The sequence below is a fragment of the Streptomyces sp. HUAS TT7 genome, assembly GCF_051550175.1.
GTDB lineage: Bacteria > Actinomycetota > Actinomycetes > Streptomycetales > Streptomycetaceae > Streptomyces.
On record NZ_CP196175.1, the window covers coordinates 4,881,669 to 4,905,265 of the forward strand.

Annotated in this window: 22 protein-coding genes and 1 pseudogene; 12 read left to right on the forward strand and 11 right to left on the reverse strand. The window is 72.5% G+C overall.

Annotation, left to right across the window (positions count from 1 at the left end; genetic code table 11):
- Positions 1–190: 190 nt before the first annotated feature.
- The gene (locus ACSHXC_RS22090; protein WP_438293244.1) at positions 191–1,117 is read right to left on the reverse strand and encodes a cyclase family protein; all 927 of its coding nucleotides are present in this window, start codon (positions 1,115–1,117) and stop codon (positions 191–193) included.
- Positions 1,118–1,203: 86 nt separating this feature from the next.
- On the opposite strand from ACSHXC_RS22090, the gene ACSHXC_RS22095 reads away from it, so the two are divergent.
- The 3 genes from ACSHXC_RS22095 to ACSHXC_RS22105 all read left to right on the forward strand — a co-directional run bounded on the left by ACSHXC_RS22095 (position 1,204) and on the right by ACSHXC_RS22105 (position 5,168).
- The gene (locus tag ACSHXC_RS22095) at positions 1,204–2,115 is read left to right on the forward strand and encodes an SDR family NAD(P)-dependent oxidoreductase (protein ID WP_438293245.1); all 912 of its coding nucleotides are present in this window, start codon (positions 1,204–1,206) and stop codon (positions 2,113–2,115) included.
- Positions 2,116–2,979: 864 nt separating this feature from the next.
- Entirely contained in the window at positions 2,980–4,122 is a 1,143-nt protein-coding gene (locus tag ACSHXC_RS22100) for an acyl-CoA dehydrogenase family protein (RefSeq protein WP_438293246.1), read from the forward strand.
- A complete protein-coding gene (locus tag ACSHXC_RS22105; protein ID WP_438293247.1) occupies positions 4,119–5,168 on the forward strand; it encodes a Zn-dependent alcohol dehydrogenase in 1,050 nt (349 codons plus the stop codon). Before ACSHXC_RS22100 ends, ACSHXC_RS22105 begins: the two co-directional genes overlap by 4 nt.
- A gap of 41 nt (positions 5,169–5,209) precedes the next feature.
- Here the strand turns inward: ACSHXC_RS22105 and ACSHXC_RS22110 are convergent, their stop codons facing one another.
- Positions 5,210–6,208, reverse strand: a complete 999-nt coding sequence (locus tag ACSHXC_RS22110; protein ID WP_438293248.1) for a GlxA family transcriptional regulator — start codon at positions 6,206–6,208, stop codon at positions 5,210–5,212.
- Between the two features lie 214 nt (positions 6,209–6,422).
- Between ACSHXC_RS22110 and ACSHXC_RS22115 the strand changes: the two genes are divergently transcribed.
- Together ACSHXC_RS22115 and ACSHXC_RS22120 are read left to right on the forward strand one after the other, a co-directional pair.
- Complete coding sequence (locus tag ACSHXC_RS22115; protein WP_438293249.1) at positions 6,423–7,730, forward strand: MFS transporter; 1,308 nt, start codon at positions 6,423–6,425, stop codon at positions 7,728–7,730.
- Between the two features lie 104 nt (positions 7,731–7,834).
- Positions 7,835–8,467: a hypothetical protein gene (locus ACSHXC_RS22120; RefSeq protein ID WP_438293250.1), complete on the forward strand. Its 633-nt coding sequence runs from the start codon at positions 7,835–7,837 to the stop codon at positions 8,465–8,467.
- A gap of 21 nt (positions 8,468–8,488) precedes the next feature.
- Here the strand turns inward: ACSHXC_RS22120 and ACSHXC_RS22125 are convergent, their stop codons facing one another.
- The 4 genes from ACSHXC_RS22125 to ACSHXC_RS22140 form a co-directional block, all read right to left on the reverse strand.
- Positions 8,489–9,079, reverse strand: coding sequence for a flavin reductase family protein (locus ACSHXC_RS22125; RefSeq protein WP_438296748.1), 591 nt, complete (start codon positions 9,077–9,079; stop codon positions 8,489–8,491).
- Positions 9,080–9,155: 76 nt separating this feature from the next.
- Positions 9,156–9,980, reverse strand: coding sequence for an enoyl-CoA hydratase/isomerase family protein (locus ACSHXC_RS22130; RefSeq protein ID WP_438293251.1), 825 nt, complete (start codon positions 9,978–9,980; stop codon positions 9,156–9,158).
- Between the two features lie 65 nt (positions 9,981–10,045).
- Positions 10,046–12,271, reverse strand: a complete 2,226-nt coding sequence (locus tag ACSHXC_RS22135; protein WP_438293252.1) for an acetate--CoA ligase family protein — start codon at positions 12,269–12,271, stop codon at positions 10,046–10,048.
- 1,018 nt (positions 12,272–13,289) lie between these two features.
- Positions 13,290–14,435, reverse strand: coding sequence for a flavin-containing monooxygenase (locus ACSHXC_RS22140; RefSeq protein ID WP_438293253.1), 1,146 nt, complete (start codon positions 14,433–14,435; stop codon positions 13,290–13,292).
- 236 nt (positions 14,436–14,671) lie between these two features.
- On the opposite strand from ACSHXC_RS22140, the gene ACSHXC_RS22145 reads away from it, so the two are divergent.
- The 3 genes from ACSHXC_RS22145 to ACSHXC_RS22155 are packed head-to-tail and all read left to right on the forward strand — an operon-like array spanning position 14,672 to position 16,143.
- Complete coding sequence (locus tag ACSHXC_RS22145) at positions 14,672–15,124, forward strand: DoxX family protein (RefSeq protein WP_438293254.1); 453 nt, start codon at positions 14,672–14,674, stop codon at positions 15,122–15,124.
- The gene (locus ACSHXC_RS22150; protein ID WP_438293255.1) at positions 15,121–15,528 is read left to right on the forward strand and encodes a Zn-ribbon domain-containing OB-fold protein; all 408 of its coding nucleotides are present in this window, start codon (positions 15,121–15,123) and stop codon (positions 15,526–15,528) included. Before ACSHXC_RS22145 ends, ACSHXC_RS22150 begins: the two co-directional genes overlap by 4 nt.
- 57 nt (positions 15,529–15,585) lie before the next feature.
- Positions 15,586–16,143, forward strand: coding sequence for a GNAT family N-acetyltransferase (locus ACSHXC_RS22155; protein WP_438293256.1), 558 nt, complete (start codon positions 15,586–15,588; stop codon positions 16,141–16,143).
- Positions 16,144–16,237: 94 nt separating this feature from the next.
- Here the strand turns inward: ACSHXC_RS22155 and ACSHXC_RS22160 are convergent, their stop codons facing one another.
- A complete protein-coding gene (locus tag ACSHXC_RS22160; protein ID WP_438293257.1) occupies positions 16,238–16,990 on the reverse strand; it encodes a response regulator in 753 nt (250 codons plus the stop codon).
- A complete protein-coding gene (locus ACSHXC_RS22165) occupies positions 16,987–18,204 on the reverse strand; it encodes a sensor histidine kinase (protein WP_438293258.1) in 1,218 nt (405 codons plus the stop codon). The genes ACSHXC_RS22160 and ACSHXC_RS22165 overlap by 4 nt, the downstream gene beginning before the upstream one ends.
- 231 nt (positions 18,205–18,435) lie before the next feature.
- Here ACSHXC_RS22165 and ACSHXC_RS22170 point away from each other — a divergent pair, with 231 nt between their 5' ends.
- Positions 18,436–18,735, forward strand: coding sequence for a DUF4190 domain-containing protein (locus ACSHXC_RS22170; RefSeq protein ID WP_438293259.1), 300 nt, complete (start codon positions 18,436–18,438; stop codon positions 18,733–18,735).
- A 167-nt stretch (positions 18,736–18,902) separates the two neighbouring features.
- Positions 18,903–19,112: pseudogene (locus ACSHXC_RS22175) on the forward strand (serine hydrolase); the annotation flags it as partial.
- A gap of 19 nt (positions 19,113–19,131) precedes the next feature.
- On the opposite strand, the gene ACSHXC_RS22180 reads toward ACSHXC_RS22175, so the two are convergent.
- From ACSHXC_RS22180 to ACSHXC_RS22190, 3 genes are all read right to left on the reverse strand, one after another.
- On the reverse strand, positions 19,132–19,782 hold the full coding sequence (locus ACSHXC_RS22180) for a pyridoxine/pyridoxamine 5'-phosphate oxidase (RefSeq protein ID WP_438293260.1): 651 nt from the start codon (positions 19,780–19,782) through the stop codon (positions 19,132–19,134).
- A 25-nt stretch (positions 19,783–19,807) separates the two neighbouring features.
- Positions 19,808–20,365, reverse strand: coding sequence for a GNAT family N-acetyltransferase (locus ACSHXC_RS22185; protein WP_438293261.1), 558 nt, complete (start codon positions 20,363–20,365; stop codon positions 19,808–19,810).
- A 103-nt stretch (positions 20,366–20,468) separates the two neighbouring features.
- Positions 20,469–21,650 (reverse strand): thiolase C-terminal domain-containing protein, encoded by a 1,182-nt coding sequence (locus tag ACSHXC_RS22190; protein ID WP_438293262.1) that lies wholly within the window; start codon positions 21,648–21,650, stop codon positions 20,469–20,471.
- Between the two features lie 180 nt (positions 21,651–21,830).
- On the opposite strand from ACSHXC_RS22190, the gene ACSHXC_RS22195 reads away from it, so the two are divergent.
- Both ACSHXC_RS22195 and ACSHXC_RS22200 read left to right on the forward strand, forming a co-directional pair.
- The gene (locus ACSHXC_RS22195; protein WP_438293263.1) at positions 21,831–23,021 is read left to right on the forward strand and encodes an acyl-CoA dehydrogenase family protein; all 1,191 of its coding nucleotides are present in this window, start codon (positions 21,831–21,833) and stop codon (positions 23,019–23,021) included.
- On the forward strand, positions 23,018–23,515 hold the full coding sequence (locus ACSHXC_RS22200; protein ID WP_438293264.1) for a nitroreductase/quinone reductase family protein: 498 nt from the start codon (positions 23,018–23,020) through the stop codon (positions 23,513–23,515). Before ACSHXC_RS22195 ends, ACSHXC_RS22200 begins: the two co-directional genes overlap by 4 nt.
- Positions 23,516–23,597: the final 82 nt, after the last annotated feature.

A 23,597-nucleotide genomic window follows, 5' to 3' on the forward strand; every position in this document is an offset into this window, starting at 1 on the left:
GCACGGCCTCGGCGAGTGCGGGTCGTGGCACGGCGTCGGCTCCATCAGGGCGAGGCTCCTCTCAGGGCACATGAGGAGCAGAGCCGGTACGCCGATGCCTGGGTGGCGGCGGCGGTGCCGCGCTCGGGGCGCGCACGTGGCGCCGCCACCCGTGGATCTCCCCGTGGGCCCCTCCGCGGATCCCGTGGATCTACAGGATCGCTATCGGGGCGACCGGGGTTCCGGTGCCTCCCACGAACGGCTCGGGCATGGCGCTCAGCAGGAACGCGTACCGCGACGCCTCGGCGCAGGCGGTCGACAGGGCCTCCAGATTCCAGTTCTGGCCCTGGAGCATGCCCATCTCGACGAGATCCAGGGCGTGCACGGGCAGCCACAGGTCCTCGATCTCGGGCGGGAAGATCTCGAAGGTGAGGGTGTCGTTGGCGACGGCGGCGACGTCCCGCGCGTGGAACCACTCGGGCGTACGGACGGAGAGCCCCGGCGACGGATAGCCGTAGCCGTGCTTGTCCCCGGCCAGATACACCTGCATCTGCCCGGTGCGTACGAGCACGATGTCCCCGGCGCGCACGGTGACCCCCGCGAACTCCTCCGCCTCGGCGAGGTCCTCCGGGGTGACCGCGTGGCCCCCTTCGAGCCGGTCTAGGCCCTTGGCGCGGGCGATGTCGAGAAGCACCCCGCGCGAGACGACGTGACCGGGCTTGTCGATGCCGCTGAACTCGGCGCCGCCGTGCGGGGTGATGGTGGCGGCGGGCCGGCCGTTGTAGATCTTCCCCGAGTGCGAGACGTGGGTCAGGGCGTCCCAGTGGGTGGCGGCCTGGAGCCCGAAGGTCACCGCGTCGTCGCTGCAGGCGACGGTGCCGGGGCCGAAGATCTCCTGGTTGATCTGGACCATGGTGTGCAGCGGGTTGACCCGCCCGGGGATGACACCGGTCTGGACGCCGTCCTGCCGCAGGGGGAGGGCGAGGGGGATGCGGCGGCCGGAGCGGACGTGGGAGGCGGCCTGTCGGACCGTCTCGTCGGTGATGTGGTTGAGCGTCCCGATTTCGTCGTCGGGCCCCCAACGGCCCCAGTTGTTCACGCGTTTGGCGATTTCGTGGAACTCGGGCGGCAGTGACATACGCGTCCCTCCCGGGGGCTTGTGGTGGAGCGTCCGACGGGTCATAGAATCTAACGGTCCGTCAGAAACCGCGGGAAGGGGCCGGAGTGGGGAACTTCTTGGCAGGCAAGGTCGTCGCAGTGACGGGGGCCGGCCGGGGCATCGGCCGCGCCGTCGCGCTGGCGGCGGCCGCCGAGGGAGCCAGGGTTGTCGTCAACGACTACGGCGTCTCGATCGAGGGCGCCGAGCCCAGCAGCGAGATCGCCGACGCGGTGGTGAAGGAGATCGTCGCGGCGGGCGGCGAGGCGGTGGCGGTGGCCGACGACATCTCGACGATGGCGGGCGGTCAGCGCATCGTGGACACGGCGCTCGCCCAGTACGGGCGGATCGACGGGGTGGTGTGCGTCGCGGGCATCCTGCGCGAGCGCATGCTGTTCAACATGTCCGAGGAGGAGTGGGACCCGGTGGTCGCCACGCACCTGAAGGGCACCTTCACGGTGTTCCGGGCGGCGTCGGCGGTGATGCGCAAGCAGGGCTCGGGCACGCTGATCGGCTTCACCAGCGGGAACCACCAGGGGAGCGTGGCGCAGGCGAACTACAGCGCGGCGAAGGGCGGGATCATCTCGCTGGTACGAAGCGCGGCGCTGGGCCTGCACAAGTACGGGGTGACCGCCAACGCCGTTGCCCCGGTTGCCCGTACCCGGATGTCGGCCAACGTCCCCATGGAGCTGAAGGAGATCGGCTCGCCGGAGGACGTGGCGGCGCTGGTGGTGTACCTGCTGTCCTCGCGGGCCCGGGAGGAGGGGATCACCGGCCAGGTGTACACGATCGCGGGCCCCAAGATCGCGGTGTGGGCACAGCCGCGGGAGCTCCGCGCGGGGTACGCGGAGGGGGCCTGGACCCCGGAACGGATCGCGGACTTCCTGCCGGGGACGGTGGGGGTGGACCCGATGCCGATGCTGGCGCAGCTGGAGGCGATGGCTCGGGCTGCGGCGGGGGCGGAGCGGCCTAATGCGTAGTGCCTCCGGCGGGGTGGGGGGTTGGGGGGGGCTTCCCAGCATGCCTGGGGCTCCGCCCCGGACCCCGGGGGGTTTGCCCGCCCTCCCGCCCGTGCAGGGGGTTGGATGGTTCGGCTTCTGGGGGCTGCGCCCCCAGACCCCCTTTGCGGGGGCTCTGCCCCCTGCGCCCCCGGGGAGTTTGCCCGCCCTCCCGCCCGTGACGGGGGTTGGATGAGCTGAGCGCTGGGGCTGCGCCCCAGACCCCCTGCGGGGACTCCGTCCCCTGCACCCCTTTCGGGGCTCCGCCCCAGACCCCGTTCGCGCCTGAACGGCGCTCGTCCTCAAACGCCGGACGGGCTGGGGGTGGGCTGGCGTCCATGATCGCCTGACGGGCTGAAGATGCCGGCGCCGGCCAGGGTTGGTGCTGCTAGGGACAACCCTGCTAGGGGCGCCGGGCTGTGACAACGTGCGGCTCCGCGCCGCGTGGGGGGCGAGCAGCAACATCCCCTAGGGGCGCGAGGAACTGCGCGACCAGCCACCCACGGCCCGCGGCCGGAAAGGTTTTCTGGGGCGCGGGGAACTGCGCGAGCGCCTCGCACGGTCTACGGCCGACGGCCGGGTTGGGGGCGCGGGGATTTGTGCGACCAGCCATCCACGGCCTGCGGCTGGAAAGGAGTTTTGGGGCGCGGGGAACTGCGCGATCAGCCACCCACGGTCCGCGGTCGACAGCCGTCGGCCCCATTCAGCCCCTCCAGCGATTGAGGAGCGGGGGGGCTGGGGCCGAGCCCCCGGGACCGGCCGCCGGTCCGTGGCTGACGAACCAACCCCCGGAGGGTCTCGGGAAGGGGCGGGGTGGGGGGAACTCTCTCTGACACAGGAGGCACCATGGACTTCCGCACCACCCCCCAGGACGACGCGTTCCGCGAGGACGCACGGGCCTGGCTGACGAGTCATATTGCCCGCCAACCCCCCGACTGGGAAAGGGAGTTGGGGCAGGGCGGATGGATCGGCATCGGCTGGCCGGACGCGACGTACGGCAACAGAACCGCCACCCTCACCCAGCAGGTCGTCTGGGCCGAGGAGTACGCCCGCGCAGAAGCCCCCACCCGCACCGGCCACATCGGTGAAAACCTCCTCGCCCCCACCCTCATCGCCCACGGCACCCCCGAACAGAAGAACCGCTTCCTGCCCCCCATCGCCCGCGGCGAGGAACTGTGGTGCCAGGGCTACAGCGAACCCGGCGCCGGCTCCGACCTGGCCGGCATCCGCACCGCCGCCCGCCGCGACGGCGACGGCGCGTACCGCATCACGGGGCAGAAGATCTGGACCTCCCTGGCCCACGAGGCCGACTGGTGCTTCGTGCTGGCCCGCACCGAGGAGGGCTCGCGGCGCCACCACGGCCTCTCGTTCCTCCTCGTACCGATGGACCAGCCGGGCAGGATCGAGGTCCGGCCGATCCGGCAGATGACGGGGACGAGCGAGTTCAACGAGGTGTTCTTCGACGGGGCCGAGGCCCGCGCCGAGCACCTCGTGGGCGGCGAGGGCAACGGCTGGCAGGTGGCCATGAGCCTGCTCGCCCTGGAGCGCGGAGTATCCACTCTGGCCCAACAGGTCGGCTTCGCAAGGGAATTGGAGAGGGTGATTGCTCTGGCCGCTGCCGGCGGCTCAGTTGCCGACCCCGCGCTCCGCGAGCAGCTCGTCAGGCAGTGGGCCGAGCTGAAGGTCATGCGGTGGAACGCACTCCGCACGCTGGGGGGCTCGGGGGACGCCGGGGCGCCCAGCGTGGCCAAGCTGCTCTGGGGCGGGTGGCACCGGCGGCTCGGGGAGCTGGCGATGGCGGTGCGGGGCGCGGCAGGCACCGTGGGCCCGGCGGACTGGAGTGAGCCGAGCCCGTACGAACTCGATCCGCTCCAGCACCTGTTCCTGTTCACCAGGGCCGACACGATCTACGGCGGCTCGGACGAGATTCAGCGCACCATCATCGCCGAGCGCGTGCTCGGCCTGCCGAGGGAGGTCCGTGTTCCGTGAGAGGTGTCCTTTTCGACGGGAAGCAGAGCCAGGTCGTCGACGATCTGGAGATACGGGACCCGGGGCCGGGGGAGGTGCTCGTGGCCGTCGCGGCGGCGGGCCTGTGCCACTCGGACCTGTCCGTGATCGACGGGACGATCCCGTTCCCCGTGCCGGTGGTGCTCGGCCATGAGGGCGCGGGCGTGGTGGAGGCGGTGGGCGCGGGGGTCGGCCATGTGGCCCCGGGGGACCACGTCGCGCTGTCCACGCTCGCCAACTGCGGGGCGTGCGCGGAGTGCGACCGGGGCCGGCCGACGATGTGCCGCAGGGCGATCGGCATGCCGGGCCGCCCGTTCTCGCGGGACGGGTCCCCGCTGTACCAGTTCGCCTCGAACTCGGCGTTCGCGGAACGCACCCTGGTCAAGGCCGTACAGGCGGTGAAGATCCCCGAGGACGTGCCGCTGACCTCGGCGGCACTGATCGGCTGCGGGGTGCTGACGGGCGTGGGCGCGGTGCTCAACCGGGCCAGGGTGGACATCGGCGAGACGGTCGTGGTCATCGGCACCGGCGGCATCGGCCTCAACGTCATCCAGGGTGCCCGCATCGCGGGCGCCTCGGTGATCGTCGCCGTCGACAACAACCCGGCGAAGGAGGCGCTGGCCCGCCGGTTCGGCGCAACCCACTTCCTCGCCTCGTCGGAGGGCGTCCGGGACATCCTCCCGAACGGCGCCGACCACGCCTTCGAGTGCGTGGGCCACCCCGCCCTGATCCGCGCCGCCGTCGACCTCCTGGACCGCCACGGCCAGGCCGTCCTCCTCGGCATGACCGCCCCCACGGTGGAGGCATCCTTCCTGCCCGCCGCCCTGTTCCTGGACAAGTCCATCCTGGGCTGCCGCTACGGCAGCTCCCGCCCCCAGCGCGACATCCCCCGCTACGCCGACCTGTACCGCAAGGGAGCCCTGCTTCTCGACGAACTGGTCACCAAGACGTACCCCGTGGAGGACTTCGCGAAGGCGTCCGACGACCTCCACCACGGGCGGGTGGCTCGGGGGGTGCTGACCTTCTGAGCAGTGGCCCTTCCGGGAAGTTGCCCTTCCAGGACGTGGGCTCAGCCGGTCGCCCCCGCCCGGAAGGTGCGGCGGTAGACCGTCGGGGGGACGCCCAGCGTCGCCTGTAGGTGCTGGCGCAGGGACGTCGCTGTGCCGAAGCCCGCCGCGCGGGCTATCGCGTCCACCGACAAGTCGGTGGATTCGAGGAGGTGGCGGGCGTGTTCCACGCGTTGCTGGGTGAGCCACTGGCCGGGGCTCAGGCCCACCTCCTCGCGGAAGCGGCGGGTGAAGGTGCGGACCGACATGGCCTCCCGTTCGGCCAGGTCGCGCAGTTGGATCGGCTCGTGCAGGCGGCCCAGGGCCCAGGCCCGCGCGGCCGTGGTCGTCGCCAACTGCGGTTCCGGTACCGGGCGTTGGATGAACTGGGACTGGCCGCCGGGCCGGTGCGGGGGTACGACCGTGCGGCGGGCCACGTCGTTGGCGATCGCCGAGCCGTGGTCGCGCCGCACGATGTGCAGGCACAGGTCGATCCCGGCGGCCACGCCCGCCGAGGTCAGTACGTCGCCGTCGTCGATGAACAGGACCTCCGGGTCCACGTCCACGGCGGGGAAGAGCTGCTGGAAGTGCTCGGCCGAGGCCCAGTGCGTCGCGGCCGGGCGGCCGTCGAGGTAGCCGGCCGCCGCCAGGACGTAGCCGCCGGTGCAGATCGACACCATGCGCGTTCCGGGGCGTACGAGGGCGAGGGCGGCGGCGAGTTCGGGGGTGAGCACGCCCTCCTCGAAGACCGGGCCGAGCTCGTACGAGGCCGGGATCACCACCGTGTCGGCGGTGGCCAGGGCCTCCGGACCGTTCTCTACGAGGATCGAGAAGTCCGCGTCGGTGCGGACGGGGCCCGGTGGGCGGATCGAGCAGGTCACGACCTCGTACAGCGGTCCGCGGGCCGGGTCGGCCGCGCGGCCGAAGATGCGCTGCGGGATGCCGAGTTCGAAGGGGAGCAGGCCGTCCAGGGCCAGGACCACGACTCGGTGGGGTGGGGTGGCGCCGCCGGCCTTGTTCATCGTGGGCCTCCTTCGTGGTGGGGTGGTCCGTACCGCGGTCGGGTTCTTGTGACGGACAAGTCTGCGATCCGCCGGGGCATTCCCCCACCCCGCCCCTTCCTGGCTGTGGCACCCTGCGGGGTGGGGAGGGGCCGGCTCGCCATGGCCCGATCCCTGCGAAGGGTGGCCTTCCAGCCACTCGTACGACAAGACTCGTACCGCCACGCTGTGCGACGTGACCCAGACAACCGACAGCCCCCCGATCGCGCCCGCACCCCGGCGGAAGGCCGAACCCAGGATCCACCGCGCCTGGACCGTGGCGGCCGTCGCCTTCGTCACGATCATCGGAGCCGCCGCCTTCCGCTCGCTGCCCGGACTGCTCATCGACCCGCTGCACAGCGAGTTCCACTGGTCGCGCGGCACGATCGGCGCCGCGGTCTCCGTGAACCTCGCGCTCTACGGCCTGACCGCCCCCTTCGCCGCCGCCCTGATGGACCGCTTCGGCATCCGCAAGGTCGTCGCGGTCGCCCTGACCGTGATCGCGGTGGGCTCCGGGCTCACCGTGTTCATGGACGCCGCCTGGCAACTCGTCCTCTGCTGGGGCCTGTTGGTGGGTCTGGGCAGTGGCTCGATGGCGCTCGCGTTCGCGGCGACCGTCACCAACCGCTGGTTCACCGAGCGCCGCGGCCTGGTCACCGGCATCCTGACCGCGGCCTCCGCCTCCGGCCAGCTGATCTTCCTGCCGCTGCTCTCCTGGATGGTCGAGGCCCACGGCTGGCGCCCGGCCGCCGTCACCGTGACCCTGGCCGCACTCGCCGTCGTCCCGTTCGTGTGGCTGCTCCTGCGCGACCACCCGGCGGACGTGGGCCTCGCGCCGTACGGGGCGAGCGCATACGTCCCCAAGCCCGCCCCCGTCACGGGCGCGGCCCGCCGCACCCTCACCGTCCTCGCCAAGGCCGCCCGCACCGGACCGTTCTGGCTGCTCGCGGGCACCTTCGCGATCTGCGGCGCCTCCACCAACGGCCTGGTCCAGACGCACTTCGTACCGGCCGCCCACGACCACGGCATGCCGGTCACCGCGGCCGCCGGACTGCTGGCCGTCATCGGCGTCTTCGACGTCGCCGGCACCATCTTCTCCGGCTGGCTCACCGACCGCTTCGAGTCGCGCCGGCTGCTCGCCACGTACTACGCCCTGCGCGGCATTTCGCTCCTCTTCCTGCCCATGCTGCTCGCGCCCGCCGTGCACCCGCCGATGGTCTTCTTCATCGTCTTCTACGGGCTCGACTGGGTGGCCACCGTGCCGCCCACCATCGCCCTGTGCCGCCAGCACTACGGCGACGACAGCGCGATCGTCTTCGGCTGGGTGCTCGCATCGCACCAGGTCGGCGCTGCCGTCATCGCCTTCCTCGGCGGGGTGGCCCGCGACGTCTTCGGCAGTTACGACGTCGTCTGGTACGCCTCGGGCGCGCTGTGCGCGGCGGCCGCGCTGATGGCCCTGGTCATCCGCCGCCGGGGCCCCGGCACGGAACCGCTCGCTGTGTGATCCCCTCTTCCTGTACGGGGACGGACGTCGGACGGAGACGTCCACGGGACGTTTCCGTACAGGGGAGCCGGATGTTCCCCGCGGGGGAACCGAGGGGGAGCGTCATGAAGCCGATCACCACGCGGGGCGTCGCCGTGCTGGCCGCGGCCCTGCTGTGCGCCGCCGTGACCGCCTGCGGAACGGCCCGCCCGGGCGACCCGGAGGCCGTTGCCCCGGCTGCCCAGCCGTCCACCCCGTCCGCCCCGTCGGCGAACCCCTGCGGGGACGAGACGACGGATACGACGGAGGAAGGGCCTTCCACCGGTGCCGGTCCGGCCACGGAGGACGAGGCGGGGACGCCCGGCCCTCCGACCGACCAGGACACCGGCACCCCCGGCCCGCCCACCGACGCCGACCCCGGCACTCCTGGCCCGCCCACCGACGGCACCGCGGCGCCCTGTCTCCCCGCCGGCTGGTTCGACATGACGCGGGACTTCATCGACTACTACTCCCAGCACCTCACCAAGGCCGACGACGGGATGTGGCCGTCGGTCGTGGCCGTCCGCATCCGCAAGCAGGGCGCGGCGGAGGAGGCCGTGGTGACGGTCAACTTCAGTCCACCGCCGGGCGCCGACGACTGGGAGGGCCGCAGGGTGGCCGAGGTCTTCGCGAACTGGCGCCACGAGGCGTACGGCGACAAGGGCAGGCTGAGTGTGGAGACCCGCAGTCGGCGCGTGATCACCGACGCGACCTGGTGAGCAGCGTCGCGGATACCCGGCTCAGCCGCTGAAGCGGCCGAACCTGCCCCCGTGGAAGAGCAGCGGGGCGGCGCCCTCCGTGGCGCCCAGTGCCTCCACGCGGCCGACCACGATGAGGTGGTCGCCGCCCGTGTGCACGTTCTGGATGCGGCAGTCGATCCACGCCGGTACGCCGTCGAGCCGGGGCGAGCCGGTCGCGGGCGCCGCGTCGAAGGCGACCCCGGCGAACTTGTCGGCCCCGCTGACCGCGAACCCCCGGCAGAGTACGGACTGTTCGGCGCCCAGGACATTCACGCAGAACACCCCGGCGCGGGCGATGCGCGGCCACGTCGTCGACGTACGGGCCACCATGAAGGCGACCAGCGGCGGGTCGAGCGAGAGCGATGCGAAGGACTGGCAGGCGAAGCCGGTGGGCCCGGTCGCGTCCTCGGCGGTGATGACGGTGACCCCGCTCGCGAACTGGCCGAGCACACGCCGGAATTCGCCGGGGTCGACCGGCGCCCGCTCGTCGTCCCGTACGGCCCGGAGGTCCGGCCGGGGCAGGTACTCGACGGGCTCGGCGGCCGTGGCGGCGCCGACGGACCTGAGGTATCGGACGACGGTGGCCGCCATCCCTGCGTGTCCCATCACACCCATCATTGAAGCTGACGGTATGTCAGATTGGAAGCCACGCGGGTGCTGAAATGGCTTATAAACCCCGGTATTTGGGAGTGCGGCGCTCCACGAAGCTGGCCACTCCCTCGTTCGCGTCCCGGGTCGTCATGTTGATCTCCTGGGCCCAGGCCTCGGCGGCGAGGGCGGTGGTGCGGTCGGCGTCCAGGGAGGCGTTCACCAGGTGCTTGGTGAGGGCCAGCGCGCGGGTCGGCCCGGCGGCGAGCCGCTCGGCCCACTCCTTGGCGGTGGCGGCGAGTTCGGCGTCCGCGACCACGCGGTTGACCAGTCCCATGCGCTCGGCGTCGGCCGCCCGCAGCGCGTCCCCGAAGAACATCAGCTCCTTCGCCCGCTGCGGCCCCACCAGGCGCGGCAACAGATAGGCGCCGCCCCCGTCCGGCACCAGGCCCCGGCGTACGAACACCTCGATGAACTTGGCCGATTCGGCGGCCAGGACGAGATCGCAGGCGAGTGCGAGGTGGGCGCCGAGACCGGCGGCGGTGCCGTTGACGGCCGCGACGACCGGCTTCTCGCAGTCGAGTACGGCGGTGATCAGGCGTTGAGCACCCTGGCGGATGGTACGGGCGACGTCACCGGCGACCCGCTCGTCGCCGGACGCGGCTCCGGTTGCCGGGGCCCCGCGAAGGTCGGCTCCCGCGCAGAACCCCTTGCCGGTGGCGGTGATCACGACGGCCCGTACGGCCGGGTCGGCGGAGGCCTCGCCGAGCAGCGAGATGACCCGTTCGCGCTGCTCCCAGGTGACGGCGTTCATGGCGTCGGGCCGGTTGAGCGTGATCCACGAGACGCCGTTGTCAGTGGCGTGGAGTACCAATGAATCCAGGGGATGGTCCAGCGGGTCCATGCGGGGGCTCCAGAAACGGGGGTGGGGAAGTGGCGAGCGGGGATGCGGCGAGTGAGGTGAACGGCTCAGCGGCAGATGGCGAGGGCGTCGAGGGCGACCGCGCCCTGGCCGCGCGGGAGCACCATGATCGGGTTGATGTCCAACTCGGCGAGCTCGTCGCCGAGTTCAAGAGCCATGCGCTGGACGCGCAGGACGACTTCGACGAGCGCGTCCACATCCAGGGGAGGCCCGCCGCGTACGCCTTCGAGGAGCGCCCGCCCCCGGAGCTCGCCGAGCATGTCCCGCGCCTGCTGCTCGCCGAACGGGGGGACGCGCACGGCCGAGTCGCCGAGCACCTCCACCAGGACGCCGCCGAGCCCGACGGTCACGGTGGGCCCGAACAGCGAGTCGTGCGTGACGCCGACGACCATCTCGACGCCGCGCTCGACCATCTGGCAGACCAGGATGCCGTCGAGGTCGACACCCTCGTACCGGGCGACGTCGGTGAGCTCGCGATAGGCGTCCCGGATCTGGCTGGCCGAGGTCAGACCGACCTTGACCAGGCCGAGTTCGGTCTTGTGCGCGAGCCGCGCGCCGGAGGCCTTCATGACGACGGGGTAGCCGACGAGCCCCGCCGCGCGCACGGCGGCCGCCGCGCTGGTCACGAGCTGCTCGCGCGGCACCCGGATCCCGTACGCCCGCAGCAGCTGCTTCGCCGCGTGCTCGCTGAGCTGCTGGCCCGGGCGCATCAGAGCCTGCGCCTTGCGGAACGACGGGGAGGGGATGCGCGGCGCCTCGTCGAAGGGGGAGCGGTAGCCGGTGGTGAACCGGTGGTGCGAGAGGTACGCCCGTACGGCGCCGATGCAGTTGGCGAACGTACGGAACGTGGCGACCCGGTCCGAGCCGAGCAGCGTCTCGCGGTAGGCGGCCTCGGTGCCGAGCGGCGAGCCCCACACCACGCACACCAGCTTGTCCGTCTGTTCCGCCGCGTCCACCAGGTCCTGTGCCAGCTTGTCGCTCATGGGCGGGAAGGGCCCGGTGATCGGACAGATCAGCACGCCCACGGAGGGGTCGGCGAGGATCGCGTCGATTATTTTGCGACCGCGCCAGTCGCCGACCGGGTGGCCCCCGTTGTCGACGGGGTTGGCGACATTGAGGTACCTCGGTATCCACTCATGGAGCTGGTCCTGCTTGGCGGGGGAGAGGGTGGGCAGGTGGAGCCCGGCGGCGGTGGCGAGGTCGGAGAAGTGTGCCCCCGTGCCGCCGGAGATCGAATAGACGACGACGCCGTCGGCGCGAGGCCTGCGCGCTCGGGCCAACAGAGCGGCGGTGTCCTGGAGTTGGTCCAGTCCGTCGACGCGGATGACGCCGTACTGGCGCATGGCGGCGTCCACGACGTCGTCGGCGCCGGTCAGCTTGCCGGTGTGTGAGGCGGCCATGCGCGCGCCGGCCTCGGTGCGGCCGACCTTGACGGCGACCACGGGCACACCGGCGCGCGCGGCGCGGTCGGCGGCGAGCAGGAAGGAGCGCCCGTCCTTGAGCCCTTCGACGTAACAGGCGATGGCTCCGACCTCGGGCCGTTCGGCGAAGTAGGAGATGAAGTCGGCGGTTTCGAGGTCGGCCTCGTTGCCGGTGGGCGCCCAGTGGGAGAGCCGTACGCCGAGCTCCTGCAGCGTGAACACGGGCCGCCCTTGGTGCCCGGACTGGGTGATGAGCGCGATGGCGGGCCCGTCGAGATCGTCCCGGAACTTCTCGAAGGCGTTGAGGTTGGTGTTGGGCCCGAGGAGCCGGAGTCCGGAGCGCTTGACGGCGGTGGCGAGCCGGTCCTGGGCGGCGGCGCCCTGCTCGCCGGTCTCGGCGAAGCCGGAGGCGAAGGCGACGGCGAACTTGACCTTGGCCTCGGCGAGTTCCTCGATGGCGGGGAGCGGGTCGCCGACCAGGAGCACGGCCAGATCGACCTGTTCCGGCAGGTCGCAGACGGAGGGGACGCAGGGCAGCCCGAAGACGGATTCCCGGGTGGGGTGGACGGGGTGGATGCGGGCGCCGACCCGCCGGGCCCAGTCGATGAGCTGGCGGGTGATGCCGGTGTTGGGGCGGCCCTCGGCGTCGGAGGCCCCGACGACGGCGACGGACTCGGGCCGGAAGAACCGGTCCAGGTCCGGTACGTCGGCGTACAGGGGGCGGCCGCTGACGTCCAGGTCGCCCTCGCCGGCGGCTCTGCCGTGGACGGCGCCGGGGGCGGGCTGCTCGCCGCAGGCGACCACCCGCGCGCGGAAGTCGGTCGTGAGGGTGCCGTGAGTCGATCCAAGCATCGTTCCGCCCGCTCCTGGTCGATGGCCAACATGACTGAGCCGTGCCGGTGGTAACTGACGCATAGTCAGATTACAGAACTGACGGTCAGTCAGGAACCGGTGTGCGAGCAAAGCCTCGACCCTGCGGGGCGCGGGGTCTGGCTCGCCCCCGCTCCCCCCACTCCAACCGTGCGCTGGGCCTGCCCCGAACCCCGTGTCCCCCAAACCCGGTTGGACGTTTTTCGGCCGGGGCTCCGCCCCGGACCCCGGGGCAGCTCCTGGGGCTCCGCCCCAGACCCCGGACGCCCCCGCCCCACCCCTTCCCGCTGTGACACTCTGCGGCTCCGCCGCGTGGCCTCCGGGGGGTTGGGGAGGGGCGGGTTGGTTCCTGGGGCTCCGCCCCAGACCCCGTTCGCGCCTTAAGGGCGCTCGTCCTCAAACTCCCCCAAGGCTTTAAGGGCCAGGGGGGACCCCCATGACAGGCTGGGTATGCCTGCACGGGCACTCGGCCAAGTCCGGCGCTGCCAGGGGCGCGGGGCTGTGACATCTGCGGCTCCGCCGCGATGGGGGTCCCCCCTGTTCATGGGGGTCTCCCCTGGCCCTTTAGGCCTTGGGGGAGAAGCCGAGAACTTGGGGGAGCGACCAGCCACCCACGGTCCGCAGTCGAAGGCCGTCACTCACGCAGCCCCTCCGGCGCTTGAGGAGCGGGGGCAGGGGGCGGAGCCCCAAGGCTCTATCCAACCTCCGTCACGGGATAGGGGTCCCCCTGCTTCTTATGGGCTTGGAGGAGGGTGGGCCAGCGCCCCGGGGGTGCAGGGGGTCTGGGGGCGCAGCCCCCAGAAGCAGAACCATCCAACCCCTTGCACGGGCGGGAGGGTGGGCAGACCCCCGGGGACTGGGGCGGAGCCCCAGGGGCTGGGCTCTGCAACCCCGTGTCGCGGGCGGGGTGGGTGGGAAGACCCCCCGGGGTCTGGGGCGGAGCCCCAGGAGGGTGGGTGAGTCGGTCGGCTTCGGGGGCTGGGGTGGGCCCCGGGTGGGGTCACCCTGACAGGGTTCGGGCGATTCGGGTGGCGTCCAGGGCCAGTTCTCGCAGCATCCCGCTGATCGGATTCGTAAATCCCGTGAAGTACAGCCCCGATGAACCCGGCACCGTGCGCGCGCCGTGCGCAAGGGGGCGCCCCCGCGAGTCGAGGACGCCGAGGTGCCCGACGAGGGCCGAGAGCCCCCGCCCGTACCCCGTCGCGCAGATCACCGCCTCCGGCGAGATGCGGGACCCGTCCGCCAGGACGACCTTGCCGCCCTCGAAGGATTCGACCGCCGCGACCGGCGAGACCCGCCCACCCCGCACCGCGGCGATCAGCCCCACGTCCTGCACCGGGATCGCCCCCTCCCGCACCCGCGTGTACAGCCCCCCGGCCGGCCGGGGCAGCCCGTACGCGGACAGGTCGGGCACGGAGAGCCGTTCGGTGACCGACGCCGCCCGGTCCACCAGACGTACCGGAAGCCGGCGCACCAGGATGCCGGTCGCCTGCGCGGGCCACCCCGCCGTGGACCGGCGCAGGATGTGCGGCGGGGTCCGCACCGCGAGCCGCACCCGCCCGGCCCCACCGTCCGCAAGGTCGGCCGCGATCTCGGCCCCGGTGTTGCCGGCCCCGACGACGAGGACGTCCCGGCCGGCGTAGGGCGCCGGGTTGCGGTACTGGCTCGCGTGCACGAGCTCACCCGTGTACGTCTCGGCCCCGGCCCACGCGGGAACGTACGGCGTGTGGTTGTACCCCGTGGCCACTACCACGCCCGAGGTCGAAAGGCGCCGCCCGCCGGTCGCGTACAGCACCCACCCCTCGCTCCCGGGCCCGCGCTCGATCCGCTCGACCTCGACCCCGGTGACGATCTCCAGCTCGTGGAAGTCCGCGTACTTCTCCAGGTACCGCACCACGTCGTCGCGCGACACCCACCGCCCGAACCGGCGTGGAATCCGCAGCCCGGGCAGCGAGGACAGGCGCCGTGTGGTGTGCAGGTGGAGCCGGTCGTAGTGGCGCCGCCAGGAGGCGGCCACGGAGTCGGACTTCTCCAGTACGACGGCCCGCACGCCCCGCGCGCGCAGCTCGGCGGCCACGGCGAGCCCGCCGGGCCCGGCGCCGATCACGTAGACGGGGCTCGTCGTGGCGTTGGTGGTATCGGCCATGAACGCTGAGCGTAATGGTGCGAATACTTGATGGGTCTCGGTCAAGACCGGAATCGGTTGCGATCTGATCACGCATGCGCACACCCCGCGCACATACGCCCCACCCGCACCTGCGCCTCCCGCCCGCGCACCCTCCGCCCCCTTGCGCACACGCCCCGCATCCGCTGAACTGACGTACCGTCAGAAACTAAGCCCTGCTGGAGAAATACCAAGCCTGCTGGAGGAAGGGGCCCCGCGTGGACTCGATCTGGCTCGGCGGCGCCGAATGGCTGGCCGTCCTGCGCATCGGCCTCGGGCTGTGGTGGCTGGAGAGCTGGCGGCACAAGGACAAGAAGGGCTGGTTCGAGCGCGGCACCGGCATCGCCTGGGCGGCCGACGTCGCCGCCAAGCACAAGTGGAACGCCGTCCGCAGCGGCTTCGACGTCGTGGTCAAGCCCCGGCCCAAGACCATGGCGTACGTCGTCGTCTATGCCGAACTCTCCCTGGGGCTGGGCCTGGTGGCCGGGTTCCTGACCCCGGTCGCCCTCGTGGCCGGGCTCCTCCTCAACCTCCTCTACCTGGTCCTGATGATCCACGACTGGGCCGAGCAGGGCCAGAACGCGATGATGGCGCTCATCTCGCTCGTCGCCCTCGGCGCCATGTCGTGGCAGACCTGGTCCCTGGACGCCGCGATAGGACTGTTCCAATGACCGCTGCCACCCCGGAAGTTGACCCCTTCACCCGTCCGTACTGGGACGCGGCCGCCGAGGGCCGGCTCCTCATCCGGCACTGCGCGGCCTGCGACCGCCCGCACCACTACCCGCGCGAGTTCTGCCCGTACTGCTGGAGCGAGGACGTGACCTGGCGCCCGGCGAGCGGCCGGGCCACGCTCTACACCTGGTCCGTCGTGCACCGCAACGACCTGCCGCCGTTCGGCGACCGCGTCCCGTACGTCGCCGCCGTCGTCGACCTGGCCGAGGGCCCCCGGATGATGACCGAGGTCGTCGGGTGCCCGGAGGCGGACCTGCGAATCGGGATGGAGCTGCACGTGGCCTTCCGGGCCGGGACCGAGGACGGCGTGAGCGTGCCGGTGTTCCGGCCCGGCCCGGGCTGATCGGGTGACCGCCAAAATTCCCGGCCCGCCCGTACGGACCGGGGATTGAATGGCGGCATGGATCTCCCACTCATACCCGCCGATCTGCGCGGCCACGGCCTGCGCCTGCGCACCTGGCGCGACGACGACGTCCAGACCCTGCTGCGCGCGGTCACCGACCCCGAGTACCTGCGGTGGAACACGCACAACACCCCCGTCGAGGACGAGACGGCAGTAGCCGAACTGCTGCGGCTTCGGGCGCTGGGCTGGGCGCGGGGCGAGTTCGCCACGTACTGCGTCACGGACGAGGCCGACGGGGCGGTGCTGGGCCAGGTGGGCCTCAACTCCGTCAATCGGCCCATGCGTTGTGCCCGGGTGGGCTACTGGACGCTCCCCGAGGCGAGGGGCCGCGGTGTGGCGGGCCACGCCCTGGAACTGCTCACCCGCTGGGCCTTCGAGGAGGTCGGCCTGCACCGCATCGAGCTGGGCCACGCGGTGGGCCACGCCGCGTCGTGCCGGGTGGCGGAGCGGGGCGGCTACGCGGCGGAGGGAACGCTGCGGGGCGCCATGTTCGAATCCCAACGCCGGGACGCGTTCCGTGACCTGCATCTGCATGCGAGGCTGGCGACGGACTGAGCGCGCTTGTGCAGGGCTGGTTCAGGGGCGCGGGGAACTGCGCGACCAGTCCCCACCGGCCCGCACCCGCATACCCGCACGTCACGCGGGGCGCTCATTCGGTGAAACCCGGCACCACCAACCCCGACTCATAGGCAATGACCACCGCATGGGTCCGGTTCTGCGCCCCCAGCTTCGTCAGTACGTTCCCGACGTGTGTCTTCACCGTCTCCAGGCTCACCGTGAGGGACCGCGCGATCTCCGGGTTGGACAGGCCCGTGGCCATCGATCGCAGGACCTCCTCCTCGCGGTCCGTCAGGGCGGCCCTCGGCAGCGCCTCGGCGGAGTCCAGCGGGCGGGCCGTGACCATGCGGCGCAGGGCCGTCGGGAAGAGGATCGCCTCGCCGGCGGCCACCACCCGCACCGCCTCCGCGATCTGCGGGACCGGGCGCCGCTTGAGTACGAAGCCGCTGGCTCCCGCCCTGAGCGCGGCCGTGACGTAGCCGTCGTTCTCGAAGGTGGTGATCACCACGACCTTGGGCGTGTCACCCAACTCCTTTGATTCCGCGAGGAGTTGGCGAGTGGCCTCGATGCCGTTGCGCCGTGGCATCCGTACGTCCATCAGGACCACGTCCGGCCGTAGCAGCCGGGCCTGTTCGACCGCCTCGACGCCGTCGGCGGCCTCCCCGACCACCGTGATCCCCGGCTGGGCCCCGAGCAGAAGGCGCAGACCGCTGCGCGTCACCGCGTCGTCGTCCGCGATCAGGAGGGCGACGTCTCCGTTCCCGCCGGGGCCGGTGGGGGCGGCTTCGCCCGGGTCGGCACCCGTCCTGCCGACGCCCGCGCCGGCCTGGTCGGTGCCGGTCATGCCGACGTCCGTACCGGCAGCCGGACAGCCAGTCGCCAGTGCCGGCCGTCCGGGCCGGACTCGAACTCGCCGTGCAGCAGCCGTACGCGCTCGGCCAGGCCGGGCAGCCCGTGCCCGGACGTCGGGAAGCCGCCCGCCGCCGTGCCCGTCCGGTTGACCACGCGGAGTTCCAGGACGTCCCGCGCGACAGCCACCCGGACCTCGATCGGGCCGCCCGCCCCGTGCCGCAGCGCGTTCGTCAGGCCCTCCTGCACGATCCGGTACGCCGCCCGCGAGAGCGTGCCCTGCACCCGGGCCAGGTCGCCCGACAGCTCCGGCTCCACCACCGCGCCCGCGTGCCGCAGCCGGTCGAGCAGTTCGGGGAGGTCGGCCAGAGTGCGGGCCGGCGCCGCCTCAGCCTTCTCCTCGCGCAGCACACCCAGTACGTAGTCCAGGTCCTCAAGCGCGGCCCGGGCCGACTCCTCGATGCTGCGCAGTGCGCCGCGGGCCGCCACCGGGTCGGCGGCGAGCAGCTCGCCCGCCACCGCGGCCTGGATCGTGGTGGCCGTCAGCGTGTGTCCGATGGAGTCGTGCAACTCGTGGGCAAGCCGATTGCGCTCGGCGAGCCGCCGCTCCCGCTCGGCCGCCAGCGCGAGCCGCTCGGCCGCCGAGGGGCCGAGCAGCCGGGGTGCCAGCCACCGCAGGGCGTACGTCACCGCCGCGCACACGGCCGCCGCGAGCAGCGCGCAGCCGGCCGCCATCGCCCAGCTCGACCAGCCGCCCTCCGCCCGCACCGTCCAGCCGAACAGGCTCACCCCCGCCTCGGCATCGAGCCAGCCCCCGGGGAGGGTGACGGCGGCGATGAGGAGCACGCCGCCGACCAGGGTTGCCGTCCACCCCAGTGCCACATGCAGCAGCAGCCAGAGGGGGGTGCGCCAACGGCCGGCGTCGGGTGACCGTACGGGTGCGGGATCCGGCAGAGGCACCCTCAACAGTCGGCGGGCGGCCGCGATCAGCGCCCGCCGCGTGGTGCGGGCGAGCCCGGCCACGCCGATCAGCGCCGCCCAGACCAGCAGCCCCAGACCCGTCAGCACGCCGTACGGAGCGGACCGCCACACCAGCCCCGGCAGCATCGCGAAAGGCAGCAGCGGAAGGCTCGCCAACGCGCCGCACGAGGCGAACAGCACGCCCGCATAGGTGGAGCCGCGCAGCAGCGGCCGGATTCTCCTGAACATGATCGGGCCAGTATGACCGGGCCCCTGACCTGCGACCTCCCCCGATCGGGGGAGCGGAGTCTCCCGCCTTTCCGCGATGTGCGGACGAGACCCGGGAAGCCACGATCGAGCCCTGAGCAGCTGGCGGGAGGACGGTCGATGAACACGCAAGAAGTGCAAGAAGTGCAAGAAGTGCAAGAAGCAGCAGGAGCCCCGGGGTTGGGGGCGCCGCCGGACAGGAACGGTCTGGCCGTGGCCGCCTTGGTCCTCGGGGTCATCGCCCTGAGCACCTCGGTCTTCTTCATCGGCGGCCCGCTCGGCGTCGTCGGCCTGGTCCTGGGCGTCGTCGCCCTGGTCACGACCGGGCGGACCGGCACCGGCCGGGGCAAGGCCGTCGCCGCCGTGGTGACGTCGGCCCTGGCGATCGTGGTGTCCGTCCTGGTCGCCGTCCTCATGATCTGGTACGCGAACCACACGCAGGCCTGCTACCGGCCCGACAGCTTCCACCAGTACACCCAGTGTGTCCGCGAGCACCTCACCGGAAGCAACTGAAAGTGCTGAAATTTCTGAAGTCCCTTTCACTCCACAGGAGTTGATGCATGCGGGAGCACGTGTGGCAGAGGTTCGGCCGAGACGGGGGCCGAGGTCGAGACCGAGGCCGAGGCCGGGCGGTGGCGGTCGCTGCCACGATGGCCGTCGGCGTCATGGCGACGGGCGCCCCGCTGCGCGACTTCACGCACATCGACCCCTCCTGGGGCTGGGCCGCAGGTCAGTTGATCTCCACGAACTCCGACGTCAACCGGTTCTTCGGCGCGCTGCTCGGCGGCCGTCTGCTCCCGGCGGCCCAGCTGGCCCAGATGCGGACGACCGTCCCGGTCGGGGGCGGCGGCGCGGGCTACGGACCGGGCCTCATGAGCCGGCCGTTAGCCGTTGCTCGGTTGTGCGGCCTTACGGCCAGAGGAGTTCGCGGACCCAGGCGGCGCCGTCGCGGCGATACCGCAGCCGTACGTGCCGGCGCCGGGCATCGCCCTGGAAGAACTCGACCTCGGTGGGCTCCAGTACGTACCGGGTCCAGGTGGGCACGGGCGTCAGCGGATCGGCCTCGGCCCGCCGCCAAGCGGTCTCGGAGGCATCCTCCAACTCGCGGTATTCCTCCAGTACTTCACTCATCCGGCCGACCAGTGCCGCGGCGAGCGCTCCGGTCGAGCGGGCGTGGAGGTCGGCCTGCGAGGCGGCTTCTCCGGCCGGGGTGACGGTGCCGCGCACGCGGACCTGGCGGCCCACCGCGGGCCAGTAGAAGCCGAGCGCTGCGACGGGGCGGGCGGCGAGCTGGCGCCCCTTCGCGCTGGTGGAGTGCGAGGCGAAGTGCCAGCCGTCGTCGTCGGCGTCGTGCAGCATGAGGGTGCGGATGTCGGGCCGCCCGGCCTCGTCGACCGTGGCGAGCGCCATGGTGTGCGGCTCGGCCTGCCCCGCCCCGGCGGCGTGCATCAGCCAGGCCTGGAAGAGGGGGAGGGGCGTGGCGGGCGCGGCGTCCGGGTCGAAGCGGGGGAGCTCGACGTCCCAGACGCGGAGGGTGTGGAGAAACTCGCGGAATTCCATGCGGCCCATTGTCCGGGCCCGCCGGTCACCGGCCCGCCCGTGCCGTGAGCCAGTCCTGGCGCGTCAGCTCGTACTCGACCTCTCCGAGCTCGGTGCCCGGGATGGGGTCCTCGAACTCCTCGAAGTAGGTGCGTACGTAGCTGAGCCCCGCCCGCTCCATGACGCTGCGGGAGCGGTCGTTGACGTACATGGTGTTCGCGGTGATGCGGGACAGGCCCAGGTCGCCGAACCCCTTCTCGATCAGCGCCAGGGCACCCTCGATGGCGTACCCCTTGCCCCAGGCGGACCGCCGCAGCCGGTAGCCGAGGTCGCCCGGGCTGTCGCCCATGGGACGCAGGCAGTGCCAGCCGATGAACTCGCCCGTGTCGCGCAGATGCGTCGCCCAGAAGCCGCCCGTGGGGTAGGGCTGCACCATCCGCTCGAAGGACCCGGCGCGGACCTCGGCGCGGGTCTGGGGGCGGCCGCCGGTGAGGTACCGCATGACCTCCGGGTCGCTGTCGAGCTCGACCACCAGGTCCAGGTCGGCCTCGGTGTCGGCGAATGCGCGGAGCGCGAGGCGGGGCGTGGTGAGGAAGTAGTCCATGGGGGCGATCCTGGGCGGCGGGGGTGGGGGCTCGCCACTCAATTCCGGGTGAGGGGAGGGGGCTCCCGGGCCTGGGGGCCCCAGCACACTCCGCCCGCCCCGTTCACCCCCGCCCGAGCACCATCGTCCCCGACGAGCAGAACCATCCCCCCGTCCCCGACACCACCCCCACCTCCGGCAACCGCCCCCCGGGCTTGCGGACCTGGCCCGCGCCTCCCTCGCCGCGCAATTGCCGTACCGCCTCCACCAGGAGGAACAGCCCCCGCATCCCCGGATGGCACGCCGAAAGCCCGCCCCCGTCCGTGTTCACCGGCAGCTCCCCGTCCCGCAGCAGCCGGCCCTTCGACACGAACGCCCCGCCCTCACCCTTCGCGCAGAACCCGAGGTCCTCAAGGGTCACCAGCGTCATGTACGTGAACGCGTCGTAGATCTCGGCCACGTCGACGTCCGACGGGCGCACCCCCGCCCGTTCGAAGGCCAGCCGGCCCGAGACCGCCGCAGGGGAGACCGTGAAGTCCTCCCACTCCGACATCGTCGTGTGCGAGACCGACATGCCCGAACCCAGCACCCACACCGGCGACTTGGCCGTGTCCGGTACGTACTCCTCCGCCGCCAGCAGCACCGCGCAGCCGCCGTCGGAGCGGATGCAGCAGTGGAGCTTGGTGAAGGGGTCGGCGATCATCGGGCCGGACAGGACGTCGTCCACCGTGATCGGGTCCCGGAACATCGCGTCGGGGTTGGTGGCCGCGTTCGCCCGCGCCTGCACCGCGATCTCCGCCAACTGCTCGACAGTGGTGCCGAATTGATGCATGTGGCGGCGCGCGGCCATCGCGTACTTGGAGATCAGCGTGTGGCCGTACGGGACCTCGAACTGCAGCGGGCCCCGGGCGCCGAAGGACAGGTTCGAGGTGCGGCGGCCCGCCTTGATGTCGGCGCGGGCGGTCGAGCCGTACACCAGGAGTACGGCGTTGGCGTGCCCGGCGGCGATCGCGTCCGCGGCGTGCGCGGCCATGACCTCCCAGGTGGCGCCCCCGACGGCCGTCGAGTCCACCCAGGTGGGCCGGAGCCCGAGATACTCGGCGACCTCCACCGGCGCGAGCGTGCCAAGGCCGGCCGAGCCGAACCCGTCAATGACCTCACGGTCCAGCCCCGAGTCGGCGAGGGCGCGGCGGGCGGCCTGGGCGTGCAGGGCGTAGGGGGTGGCGTCGTCCACGCGGCCGGTGTCGGAGAGTGCGACGCCTACGACGGCGACCTTGCGGCGCGGGGTGGTTGAGGGCGAAGACATGAATCTGACGGTACATCAGATTCGCCCCTCCGGACCGGGGTTCGGCAGGCTGCACCGGGGTTCCGCCCCAGACCCCGTTGGGCGATCCGCCCGCCCCCACCCCTGTGCATCTCCGCCCCCCGCCCCTAACATGACGGCCCGTCAGATCAGAGGCTTAGCCTCTGGGGGAGGAGCTCGACGATGGACGCCGCCTTCACCGCGGAGCAGGACGAGATCCGCCGCACCCTGCACGAACTGCTCGCCAAGCACTGCGGCCCACAGGACGTGAAGAGCGCCGTGCGCACCCCGGTCGGTCACGACGCCGCGCTCTGGGGGCGGCTCGCCGCCGAGCTCGGGCTGCCGGGGCTCGCGCTGCCCGAGGAGTACGGGGGAGTCGGCTGCACCACTGCCGAACTCGCCCTCGCCTGCGAGGAGACCGGCCGTGCCCTGCTGCCGTCCCCCCTCCTCGCCACCGCCGTTCTCGCCGCCCCGCTCATCGCGGCCCTCGGCACCGACGCGCAGAAGTCCGCCCTGCTCCCGCTCATCGCCCGCGGCGAGCGCACCGCCACCCTCGCCGTGCCCGGCACCAGCCTCGCCCTCGCGCTCGGCTTCACCGGCGCCAACACCGACGGCGAGTGGGCCGGGGGCGGGCGGGCCGGTGGCGTACAGGCCAAGCGGGAGCCGGAAGACGGCACCTGGCGGCTCTACGGGGAAGCCGCCCAAGTCCTCGACGGGCACAGCGCGCAGCTGCTGCTCGTCGCCGCGCACACCGGCGGCTTCGCCCGCAGCCGCACCCTTCTCTTCGTCGTGCACGGTGACGCGGACGGGCTGCGGCGCACCCGGCAGACCACTCTCGACGAGACCCGCTCACAGGCCCGCATTCAACTGCGCGACACAGCAGGGGAGTTGCTGGGCAGCGACGACTCCCTCGGTATTCACGGCGCTCTTGCCGCCACCGGGCTCACCGCCGCCGCCTGTCTCGCCGCCGAGGCCGTCGGGGCCGCGGCCGAGGCGCTGGAGCGGACCGTCGCGTACGTCAAGGAACGCGAGCAGTTCGGGCGGGCCATCGGGTCCTTCCAGGCGGTCAAGCACCGGCTCGCCGACCTGTACGTCCAGGTGCAGGCGGCCAGATCGGCGGCGTACTACGCGGCCTGGGACCCCGGCGCGGGCACCCTCGCGCTCGCCCAGAGTCTGGACGCGCTGCGCTGCGCCGCCTCGGAGGCCGTCCAGCTGCACGGCGGCATCGGCTTCACCTGGGAGCACGAGGCGCATCTGTACTTCAAGCGGGCCGCCGCCGACGAACTCCTCTTCGGGCCCGTACACCGGCTGCGCGGCCACGCCGCCGACCGGGCCGGACTGTTCGGCCCCGCCCCGGCCGAGGCGACGGCATGAGCCCCGCCCCCACCAGAACCGCACCCGGGGTGCGGCTCATGCAGAAGGTGTCCTCCACCCGTACGTTCGCGAGGATCGCCCCGCACTTCATCCCCGCGATGGACCGCGCCGTACACCGCCTGACCCGCGGCAGGGTCATCCTCAGCGCGCAGATGCTGCCCGGTGCCGTCCTGACCGCGCGCGGCGCCAAGTCCGGGCTCGTGCGCACCACTCCGCTGGCCTGCATGCCGGAGGAGGGCGGTGACACCTGGGTGCTGATCGGGTCCAACTTCGGGCGCCCCGGCCACCCCGCGTGGACCGGGAACCTGCTCGCCCACCCGGACGCGGAGATCAGCTGGAAGGGCCGGGACATCGCGGTGCGGGCCCGGCTGCTTCAGGGGGAGGAGCGGACCGAAGCCTGGCGGGCCGCCCTCAACTTCTGGCCTCCGTACGCCACTTACCAGTCCCGGGTCGACCGGGAGATCCGGCTCTTCCGGCTGGAGCGCCGGGACTGACGGGGGCCGGCAGGGCCTGGCATACGGGAACGCCGACGGCGGTCGCCCCGCGAAGGGGTGAACCGCCGTCGGCGCGACAGGA

Bases quoted from the DNA above. Each gene is read 5' to 3' on its own strand.
- ACSHXC_RS22120 (WP_438293250.1), top strand. From the start codon at position 7,835: ATGAAGCCGATCACCACGCGGGGCGTCGCCGTGCTGGCCGCGGCCCTG.
- ACSHXC_RS22135 (WP_438293252.1), bottom strand. From the start codon at position 12,271: ATGCTTGGATCGACTCACGGCACCCTCACGACCGACTTCCGCGCGCGG.
- ACSHXC_RS22160 (WP_438293257.1), bottom strand. From the start codon at position 16,990: ATGACCGGCACCGACCAGGCCGGCGCGGGCGTCGGCAGGACGGGTGCC.
- ACSHXC_RS22190 (WP_438293262.1), bottom strand. From the start codon at position 21,650: ATGTCTTCGCCCTCAACCACCCCGCGCCGCAAGGTCGCCGTCGTAGGC.
- ACSHXC_RS22165 (WP_438293258.1), bottom strand. From the start codon at position 18,204: ATGTTCAGGAGAATCCGGCCGCTGCTGCGCGGCTCCACCTATGCGGGC.
- ACSHXC_RS22150 (WP_438293255.1), top strand. From the start codon at position 15,121: ATGACCGCTGCCACCCCGGAAGTTGACCCCTTCACCCGTCCGTACTGG.
- ACSHXC_RS22140 (WP_438293253.1), bottom strand. From the start codon at position 14,435: ATGGCCGATACCACCAACGCCACGACGAGCCCCGTCTACGTGATCGGC.
- ACSHXC_RS22125 (WP_438296748.1), bottom strand. From the start codon at position 9,079: ATGGCGGCCACCGTCGTCCGATACCTCAGGTCCGTCGGCGCCGCCACG.
- ACSHXC_RS22200 (WP_438293264.1), top strand. From the start codon at position 23,018: ATGAGCCCCGCCCCCACCAGAACCGCACCCGGGGTGCGGCTCATGCAG.
- ACSHXC_RS22185 (WP_438293261.1), bottom strand. From the start codon at position 20,365: ATGGACTACTTCCTCACCACGCCCCGCCTCGCGCTCCGCGCATTCGCC.
- ACSHXC_RS22195 (WP_438293263.1), top strand. From the start codon at position 21,831: ATGGACGCCGCCTTCACCGCGGAGCAGGACGAGATCCGCCGCACCCTG.
- ACSHXC_RS22155 (WP_438293256.1), top strand. From the start codon at position 15,586: ATGGATCTCCCACTCATACCCGCCGATCTGCGCGGCCACGGCCTGCGC.
- ACSHXC_RS22100 (WP_438293246.1), top strand. From the start codon at position 2,980: ATGGACTTCCGCACCACCCCCCAGGACGACGCGTTCCGCGAGGACGCA.
- ACSHXC_RS22130 (WP_438293251.1), bottom strand. From the start codon at position 9,980: ATGGACCCGCTGGACCATCCCCTGGATTCATTGGTACTCCACGCCACT.
- ACSHXC_RS22090 (WP_438293244.1), bottom strand. From the start codon at position 1,117: ATGTCACTGCCGCCCGAGTTCCACGAAATCGCCAAACGCGTGAACAAC.
- ACSHXC_RS22180 (WP_438293260.1), bottom strand. From the start codon at position 19,782: ATGGAATTCCGCGAGTTTCTCCACACCCTCCGCGTCTGGGACGTCGAG.
- ACSHXC_RS22110 (WP_438293248.1), bottom strand. From the start codon at position 6,208: ATGAACAAGGCCGGCGGCGCCACCCCACCCCACCGAGTCGTGGTCCTG.